This window comes from Confluentibacter flavum (assembly GCF_002843175.1).
Classification (GTDB): domain Bacteria; phylum Bacteroidota; class Bacteroidia; order Flavobacteriales; family Flavobacteriaceae; genus Confluentibacter; species Confluentibacter flavum.
This window is the reverse complement of sequence record NZ_PJEO01000025.1, coordinates 1-6733: the sequence shown is the minus strand read 5'-3', so window position 1 is coordinate 6733 and position 6733 is coordinate 1. Positions and strand designations below refer to the sequence as shown.

Annotated in this window: 4 protein-coding genes; 1 reads left to right on the top strand and 3 read right to left on the bottom strand. The window is 34.5% G+C overall.

The window, feature by feature from the left end:
- Nucleotides 1-103 precede the first annotated feature (103 nt).
- A complete protein-coding gene (gene tnpA / locus CSW08_RS08025) occupies nucleotides 104-556 on the top strand; it encodes an IS200/IS605 family transposase (protein WP_106658059.1) in 453 nt (150 codons plus the stop codon).
- A 63-nt stretch (nucleotides 557-619) separates the two neighbouring features.
- Here the strand turns inward: tnpA and CSW08_RS08020 are convergent, their stop codons facing one another.
- The 3 genes from CSW08_RS08020 to CSW08_RS08010 form a co-directional block, all read right to left on the bottom strand.
- Nucleotides 620-3355 carry a hypothetical protein gene (locus CSW08_RS08020; RefSeq protein ID WP_157831442.1) on the bottom strand — a complete coding sequence of 912 codons (2736 nt, stop codon included), beginning with the start codon at nucleotides 3353-3355 and terminating at the stop codon, nucleotides 620-622.
- A 6-nt stretch (nucleotides 3356-3361) separates the two neighbouring features.
- Nucleotides 3362-6070 (bottom strand): hypothetical protein, encoded by a 2709-nt coding sequence (locus tag CSW08_RS08015; RefSeq protein WP_106659387.1) that lies wholly within the window; start codon nucleotides 6068-6070, stop codon nucleotides 3362-3364.
- Nucleotides 6071-6271: 201 nt separating this feature from the next.
- Nucleotides 6272-6658, bottom strand: coding sequence for a VOC family protein (locus CSW08_RS08010; protein WP_106659386.1), 387 nt, complete (start codon nucleotides 6656-6658; stop codon nucleotides 6272-6274).
- Nucleotides 6659-6733: the final 75 nt, after the last annotated feature.

Sequence of the window (6733 nt, the reverse complement as noted above, 5' to 3'; positions counted from 1 at the left end):
ATTCGAAGAAAATACCTCGAGGCTCTGCCTCGGGGACAATAGAGGAAAAGTTTGAAAAACGGATGGTTTTTCATAACACTTTGAAAAAGTGTAGTTTTGAACTATGGATGATCATATTTTAAAAAGACATAACAAAACATTACTTCTGTATCATTTAGTTTTTCCTGTAAAATATAGGAATTCAGTTATTACAGAGGAAGTTGGATTTGGTTTGAAAGAAATATGTATTGATTTGTCACAACGCTATGAAATACATTTTGTGGAAGTTGGTTATGAAGAAAACCATGTTCATTTTTTAATACAAAGTGTTCCCAGTTTGTCGGTGAGTGAAATTTGTATGAAAGTAAAGAGTATCACGGCGAAAGAAATTTTCAGACGATTTCCTGAAGTGAAGACAAAGCTTTGGGGAGGAAACTTTTGGACAAGTGGTTACTATGCAAACACAGTAGGTCAATACGGGAACAAAGATGTTATCAAAAAATATATTGAAAATCAAGGTAAAGAAATAAAATATCAAAAGGTATATGAAGCTCAGCTTACACTTTTTGATTTCTAATACTTCGGGGCTCTGCCCCGGGGTAGTTTATTATAAAATCCAATCTGAAAAGGTTGGATTTTTTTATTCCACTTTATAAATATATTCCTGATAACCAATAGCACCATTTTCGGCAATCGATTCAACAATTACCATCATCTCCCCAACAATATCACCGTTATAAAATGATGTTTTTCTTACTCCAGAATCATCGGTTTTTAATATGGGTTGCCAATGGATCACAGACCTAAAATCTGGTTTTTGTAAATCACCTTCTTGCTGTGCATTATTATATTTAGGGGCATAAAATTCTTTTGGTTGTGAAAAAACAGGCACCGTTGTTTTCAAAATACCCACAGGCTTTCTAACATTATAGATTCCTTTTTGGCCATGCGTATAAATGGCTAAAACATTGCCTATCATTGGGGGCATGAGACAGCCACTAGGATAAGCTTCACAATAAAGGCTTGCAAAGTTTTTTGCATATTCAATAAGCTCTACACTACTTACTTCACTGGGAGGGATGCTTTGGGCAAATTCGAACTCGTAGTATTTTAAAGGGATACCATCAATAACAACCAAAGTTGGTTCCCTATTAAATGCCATAGGGTATAAATTTCCGGCACTATCCCTTCTAATAGTTAGCTTATCAGAAAAACTAAACATAAGCACACTGTAAAGTCCATAGGACCATTTTTTTTCTTTTTCAGCAATGGCATCGCCTTCGATAACCACATCTGGTTTGCCAAACCTATCCATCACCTTTTTACGGTTTGGGGTTAACTTGTAAGCCTCTATGACCACTTCGTCCAAAAGGATATCATCTGAATTTAGTGAGAAATCATTATAAACCAATTTACGTTCATCTTCCTTCCTTAGGAATATTTCCGCAATGCTATCCAATTTTTCAACGGACTTTTTATGGTTAAAAGTAATGGCAGGAGATTGTTTTCTGTCTAAAAAGAAATTATAGTTCACTTTTGTTCCAGATCTTTTGGCACTTTGAAGCACGATACCCATATCCTTTCCAAATTCATCAAAAAGATTGAATTTGAAATTACCAAGACTATCGGTTTTCTGTCCGTAAACATCCTTGCTTTCACCAAAGGTCATCATGGTGATTTCGGCAGATCGTCTTCTGTTTTTTGAAAGCGCACTGGTAACATGACCAGAAACAGCTAAAGACATTTCTGGCTTAAAAGCCAGTCTTTCATAAGTTTTGGAATATTTATACTGTCTCCAACCTTGGGTTAGCATCAAGGCGTCCAAATCACTTAGCATATCTTTATTACTGCTGAAATAAAAACCAGGATTTTCTATATGGCCCATCAATTCTGAACTCATTAAAAAATAAGAAAGTATGTTCTCTCTTGTGTTTTGAATATCTCCCAATTGCTCTTTGTTGATGACTAAAACAGACGTATTGACGTTTGTAGCTTCACCTTTATTGTTTGTGGTTTCAATAGAAATATTAGTTAAATCGCGTTTTGCATAAGAGGGCTTATCAGCAGCTATTTTTATGTTCAAGTTATTTCCCAAACGTTTGTTGAAATAAATACGTTCAGCTACAGCTTGATTTTTATCGTCCATCATTTTAAAAACAATAATACCTTCCGGAAGGTCATTACTGGAGAACATAAATTTTCGATTCCCATTTTTGAGTTGTGCCTTCAAATCATAAAGCGTTAAGCCCCTAAAAGACACATTTAAATAAATGCTATCGTTTTCTAAATAATTTGATGAGGTATTTATGGTAATATTTTTGTCCTTTTCTGAAACAGACATTACATTTCCCAATGAAGCAATTTTTGGCAATGGGTATATGATGTCTGTCTTACTTGATTCCTGAACCAATCTGCCATAATAGGTTTTGGTACTATCTGCAAGGTTCAATTGAAAACTGCCCATGCCTAAACTGTTGCTCTTAAAAGAGGTAATCAGGGTATTATTTTGGTCAATAATATCACCTTCTACTTTGGCGCCACTTCCAAAGGCGTCCAAAGCTTTAAACCCGACTTTACTCGACAGGCCATTTACCAATTCTCCACTTTCGGGAAAGAATTGCAGGTCAATAAATTGCTCGTCCAAAACAATGGTCTTCGCATATTTTTTTTGATTGGAAGTTATGAGTTCCAGAGTTGCCATCTGGCTATCTTTAGGAACCATGTAATCGATTTGATAACTGTTGTCCTTTCCTTTTTTAATAGAAACCGAATCCTTTTTGTTGTCTGTGGTAATATAAAGTTGCAGTTTGTTTTTGTGAAGGCTATCCAAAACAAAAGGGTTAATTACAGCTTTTAAATGATCGTTTCCTATTGGGTCTTTAACTAAGGTAACTTGGTTTAAGGCATTATCTAGATTGTTTTTGTCTGCAAGTGAAAATATTTGAACATACTTTTCAAAGAAGAAATCGCTATCAAAATTTTTGTTCCATTCCGTGTAGGCCCTAATGAGGTACGTGCCATGAGTCATTGTTATAGGTAAATCGAAATGACCTTCGCCAATACCTTTATCTATTTTAATAAGTTTTTTTTCAATGATTGTTTCCTTAGCATTTATATGTTCAACATATAGAACGCCACTCAAATTAGTAGGGGTATTATCAATCGATTTTGTGACGATGGACTTAAACCAAATAGTAGAACCTGTGGTATAGATATCCTTGTCCAATTGCAGGTATATTTTTTCTGCTAAAGAGGCATTGGAAGGTGTGGTTTGTCCTTTGGATTTATTGGCTAAGCATAATCCAATAACCATTAAAACAATAACCTTAAAGAATTTAAAGTTGGATTTTAAAAGTAAACAGATTGATGTTTTCATATAGTTCTAGTCAACTTTATAGATATATTCTTGATAACCAACAGCGCCATCTTCACTAATCGCTTCAACAACAACCATCATCTCACCCGCAATATCAGCATTAAAGAACGCTGTTTTTCCTGTTCCAAAATCATCGGTTTTTAGTATGGGTTGCCAATGGATCACCGACCTTAAATCTGGTTTTTGTAAATCGTCTGCCTGTACGTTATTATATTTAGGTGCATAAAATTCCTTTTGTTGTGAAAAAACAGGCACCGTAGTTTTCAAAATCCCTTTGGGACTTTTTACACCATGTAAGCCTTGTTGTGCGTGTGTGTATATGGCAACAATATTTCCCGACTGCGGTGGTGGTTCTGGGCGTGAACATGCTTGAGGAAATAATTCACAGAACAGGCTTGTGAAATTTTTTGCATATTCAATAACTTCAACACTGCTGACTTCACTTGGAGGGATACTTTCAATTAATTGGTATTCATAAGGTCTTACAGGAATACCATCAATAACAACGAGTGTCATTTCATTGTTTAGTCCTTTTGCATATAAAACACCATCAGGTCCTCTTTCAATTATGAGTTTATCAGAAAAACTAAACATAAGCACACTATAAAGGCCAAAAGACCATTTTTTTTCTTTTTCAGCGACATCCTCACCTTCAATAACCCTATCTGGTTTGCCAAACCTGTCCATCACTTTTTTACGGTTGGGAGTTAATTTGTAGGCCTCTATAATCACTTCGTCTAAAAGAATATCATCTGAATTTAACGAGAAATCATTATAAACCAATTTCCGTTCGTCTTCTTTTCTTAAAAAAATTTCTGCGATGCTATCCAATTTTTCAACGGATTTTTTGTGGTTAAAAACAATATCAGGAGATTTTTTTCTATCCAAAAAGAAATTATAGTTCGTAACTGCCCCAGATTTTTTGGCACTTTGAAGCACGATGCCTATATCCTTTCCAAACTCATCAAACAGATTGAACTTAAAATTACCTAGGCTATCGGTGGTCTGTGCATAAACATCCTTGCTTTCACCAAAGGTCATCATGGTTATTTCAGCAGGTCGTCTTTTGTTCTTTGAAAGTGCACTGGTAACATGACCAGAAACTGTTAAAGATGTTTCTGGTTTAAAAGGCAGTCCTTCAAATGGTTTAGAATATTTATAATGTCTCCAACCTTGGGTAAGCATCAAAGCATCCAAATCGCTTTGCATATCACTATTGTTGTTAAAATAATACCCAGGTTTTTCTATATGTCCCATCAGTTCCGAAGTCAATAAAAAATAGGACAGAATGTTCTCTCTTGTATTTTGAATATCACCCAATTGCTCTTTGTTGATGACCAAAACGGACGTATTAGCGTTTGTAGGTTCGCCTTTGTTGTTAGTAGCTTCAATAGAAATATTAGTTAAGTCGCGTTTTGTATAAGAGGGCTTATCAGCAGCTATTTTTATGTTCAAGTTATTTCCCAATCTTTTATTGAAATAAATACGCTCGGCAATAGCTTGATTTGTTCGGTCCGTCATCTTAAAAACAATGATACCTTCGGGAAGGTCATTACTAGAAAATAGAAATTTTAAACTGCCATTTTTGAGTTGAGCCTTCAAATCATAAATCGTTACGCCCCTAAAGGACACATTTAAATAAATGGAATCGTTTTTAAAATAATTTGATGAGGTGATTATGGTTATATTTTTGTCCTTTTCTGAAATAGATATTACATTCCCTAACGAAGCGATTTTTGGCAATGGGTATAAGATGTCGGTTTTATTTGATTCCTCAATCAGTCTGGCGTAATAGGTTTTAGTGCTATCGGCATCGTTTAATTCAAAACTGCCCATACCTAAACTGTTGCTCTTAAAAGAAGTAATAAGGTCATTGTTTTCGTCAACAACATCACCTTCTACTTTGGTGCCACTTCCAAAAGCATCCAAAGCTTTAAAGCCAACTTTGCTCGATAAGCCATGCACCAATTCACCGCTCTCGGGGAAGAATTGTAGATCCATTAAATGTTCGTCCAACACAATGGTCTTGGCATATTTTTTCTGATTGGAGGTTATGAGTTCCAAAGTTGCCATCTGACTTTCTTTAGGAATCATGTAATCAATTTGGTAGCTATCGTCCTTTTCTTTTTTAATGGAAACCGAATCCTTTTTGTTGTCTATGGTAATATAAAGTTGCAGTTTATTTTTGTGAAGGCTATCCAGAACATAAGGGTTGATAATTGCTTTTAAATGGTCGCCTTCGTTTGGGTCTTTAATTAATGTAACGTTACTGATGGCTGTTTCTTTATTGTTTTTATTAAGAGGAGAAAATACTTTAACATACTTTTCAAAAAAGAAATCGGTATCAAAATTTTTATTCCATTCTGCATAAGCTCTGATAAGATACGTGCCGGATTGAAAGGTTTCAGGCAAATCGAAATGACCTTCGCCAATACCTTGGTTTAGTTTTATGAGTATTTTTTCAATGAGTGTTTCCTCTGTATTTATAAGTTCCACATTTAGAATGCCACTCAAATTAGTTGGCGTATTATCAATCGATTTTGTGACAATGGATTTAAACCAAATGGTAGAACCTGTGGTATAGATATCCTTGTCCAATTGCAGGTATATTTTTTCTGCTAAAGAGGCATTGAACGTTATCCCTTTTTGCGAAAAACCTTTAAAACAAATTAATATAGAGCATAAAATGAAAAAAGAAACTAAAGTTTTGTTCATTATTTTATGTATAGCTCACTCTTTGCAAACCAATAATATGCCAAAAAATTAATAGTCTGATAGTGTGTGTTTTAAAAAATTAAAAAATAGAACTACATAAAAATATGTAAAATTTATTAACAATAAGTGTAATAATATTTTACACTTGTTGTTAATTTTCAAAAATTAAGTTGGAATTGTACTAATATAGATAGCTTAAAATCATTCCATAGAATGAATACCAATCATATTGCCTTCAGTATCAAATGCCAGCACAATAAAACCATAATCGCCAATAGACATTTTGGGTCTAAACACACTACCGCCAGCGGCTTCTATTCTAGCTTCTTCAATACTGCAGTTTTTGCTGTAAAAATAGACTATGGTACTATTGCCACCTGCTTTAAAACCCTCCATGTACACTAGGGCTCCAGCAGCCAAGTTTTTAGATTCCATATTGGATGGAAAGGCTAACATTTGTAGAGTCATTTCTTCGGGTGTTGGCAATACTGTTAGCTGAATTTGAAAAACGGTTTCGTAAAAGGCTTTGGCTCTTTGTAGGTTATTAGTGTAAATTTCGAACCAAACTACTGGGTTGTGGGTTTCCATAATGAGATGTTTATAATTAACGTGAGTTCGACGTAAAAAAGTTGATTTATTTATAATAAAAAAGCGAAAAATTTA

Coding starts and splice junctions, on each gene's coding strand:
- CSW08_RS08010 (WP_106659386.1), bottom strand. CDS start 6,658: ATGGAAACCCACAACCCAGTAGTTTGGTTCGAAATTTACACTAATAAC.
- CSW08_RS08015 (WP_106659387.1), bottom strand. CDS start 6,070: ATGAACAAAACTTTAGTTTCTTTTTTCATTTTATGCTCTATATTAATT.
- tnpA (WP_106658059.1), top strand. CDS start 104: ATGGATGATCATATTTTAAAAAGACATAACAAAACATTACTTCTGTAT.
- CSW08_RS08020 (WP_157831442.1), bottom strand. CDS start 3,355: ATGAAAACATCAATCTGTTTACTTTTAAAATCCAACTTTAAATTCTTT.